The sequence below is a fragment of the Kitasatospora sp. NPDC004669 genome (assembly GCF_040609455.1).
Classification (GTDB): domain Bacteria; phylum Actinomycetota; class Actinomycetes; order Streptomycetales; family Streptomycetaceae; genus Kitasatospora.
In genome coordinates this window covers 1-1,948 of record NZ_JBEXKB010000206.1, presented here as the reverse complement: position 1 = coordinate 1,948, position 1,948 = coordinate 1, and the positions used below count along the sequence as shown (strand labels likewise).

The window sequence follows — 1,948 nt, the reverse complement described above, 5'->3', positions numbered from 1 at the left end:
GTGATTTGAGTGGTCTGGAGCGGTATCGGTCTGCGGACACGCGAGTTCAGGTGTTCTGCTGCTGTGGCCTGGACTGACTGGGCATCATGCGGGCATGTACGTGCGGAAGACCCAGCGGCGGAACAGGGACGGCAGCGTCGTGCGGTACGTGCAGCTGGCCACGAACCGGCGGGTGGGTGGCACGACGCAGGCTGATGTTCTGCTCAACCTCGGACGGGAGGACAAGCTCGACCTGGACTCCCTGCGCCGTCTGGTCGCATCCCTGAACCGCTATCTCGGCGACACGGACGTGGACGTCGCCGAGCCGCTGGGCGTCGAGGGCGGCCCGCTGGAGGTGGTGGCCTCCCGTCCGATCGGTGCGGTGTGGCTGCTCGACGGTCTGTGGAAGCTGCTGGGCATCGACCAGGCCCTGGCCAAGGTGCTGGACACGCGCCGGTTTCGCACCGACGTGGAGCGGGCGCTGTTCGCGCTGGTCGCCAACCGGGCGGTGGCACCGGACTCCAAGCGGGCAGCGACCGAGTGGGCCAGTCGGGACGTGGTGATCCCCGGCGCCGGTGAGATCGCCGAACAGCACGCCTACCGGGCCATGGACCTGCTCGTCGGCAAAGAGACCCAATCCGCCATCCAGGAAGCGGTGTTCTTCGCCGCGGCGAACCTCCTCGACCTCGAGGTCGACCTGATCTTCTTCGACACCACCAGCACCTACTTCGAACGAGACGACGCCGACATCGCGGACGGGGCCCTTCGCCGCTACGGGCACTCCAAGGACCACCGGAAGGACCTCCCGCAGGTCGTGATCGGCCTGGCCGTCACCCGCGAGGGCATCCCGGTCCGCTGCTGGACCTGGGCCGGGAACACGAGTGACCAGAGTGTGATCGAGCAGGTCAAAGCCGATCTGCGGGCCTGGCGCCTGGGCCGGGTGGTCACCGTCACCGACTCCGGCTTCTCCGGCGAGGTCAACCTCGCCTGCCTCGCCCGCGCCGGCGGGCACTACATCACCGGCGTCAAGATGCGCGAAGGCTCCGCGAAAGCCGCCGAGGCCCTTGCCCGACAAGGCCGCTACCAGCATGTTCGGGACAACCTGCGGGTCAAGGAGGTCCGCCTGGACTCCGACCCGGGCAGACGCTGGATCATCTGCCACAACCCCGCCGAGGCCGAGCGGGACAGGCTCCGACGCGAACAGCAACTCGAAGCGATCGCCGAGGAACTCAGCCGGATCTCCACTGCCCGCGCGGCAGATGCCAAGAAGGCCAGGGAACGCGCCGCCAAGGCCGGCCTCAAGCGAGCCGTCATGCCGTCGGACGCGCCTCACCGCAAGGCCGAGTGCGCCCTGCGGGACCACCCCTCGCTCGGCCGCTGGCTCAAGCAGTCCACGACCGGCCGGCTGTCCATCGACCGCGCCAAGGTCAAGACCGAGGCCAACCTCGACGGGAAGTACCTGCTGGCCACCTCCGACCCGGATATGACCGCCGAGGACGTCGCACTCGGCTACAAGAACCTCCTGGAAGCCGAACGGGCTTTCCGCACCATGAAGTCGACCTTGTATCTGCGGCCGGTCTACCACCGCCTCGACGACCGCATCCGAGCCCACGTCCTGCTCTGCTGGCTCGCCCTGCTACTGATCCGCGTCGCCGAACGCCGCACCAACCTCACCTGGCGGACCATCAGGACCGAACTGCAGCGCATTCACCAGGTCACCCTCGCCGGGCCCGGCGGACGGCTCGAACAGACCACCCAGACCACCGACACCCACGAGCAGATCTTCAAGACCTGCGGCATCCCAATGCCGGCAAAGTTGAGCGGCCTCACCACCACCGAATAGGCCCTGACCAGGACAAAGACCCGGCGGAGGCGTGGACACACGCCCCCGCCGGCACCTCACGCCCGTTCCCGCAGGTCACAACCACAATCCGTCATGATCGTGTGCCCGCCGACTGTCGAACTCGGG

1 protein-coding gene is annotated in these 1,948 nt (G+C 68.0%); it reads left to right on the top strand.

Annotated features, from left to right (window positions below):
- The first annotated feature begins 94 nt into the window (after nt 1-94).
- Nucleotides 95-1,822, top strand: a complete 1,728-nt coding sequence (locus ABZW30_RS46900; protein ID WP_355677479.1) for an IS1634 family transposase — start codon at nt 95-97, stop codon at nt 1,820-1,822.
- The last annotated feature ends 126 nt before the right edge of the window (nt 1,823-1,948 follow it).

What these genes read in the sequence shown, in the direction of transcription:
- ABZW30_RS46900 (WP_355677479.1), top strand. Translation starts at nt 95, where the DNA reads ATGTACGTGCGGAAGACCCAGCGGCGGAACAGGGACGGCAGCGTCGTG.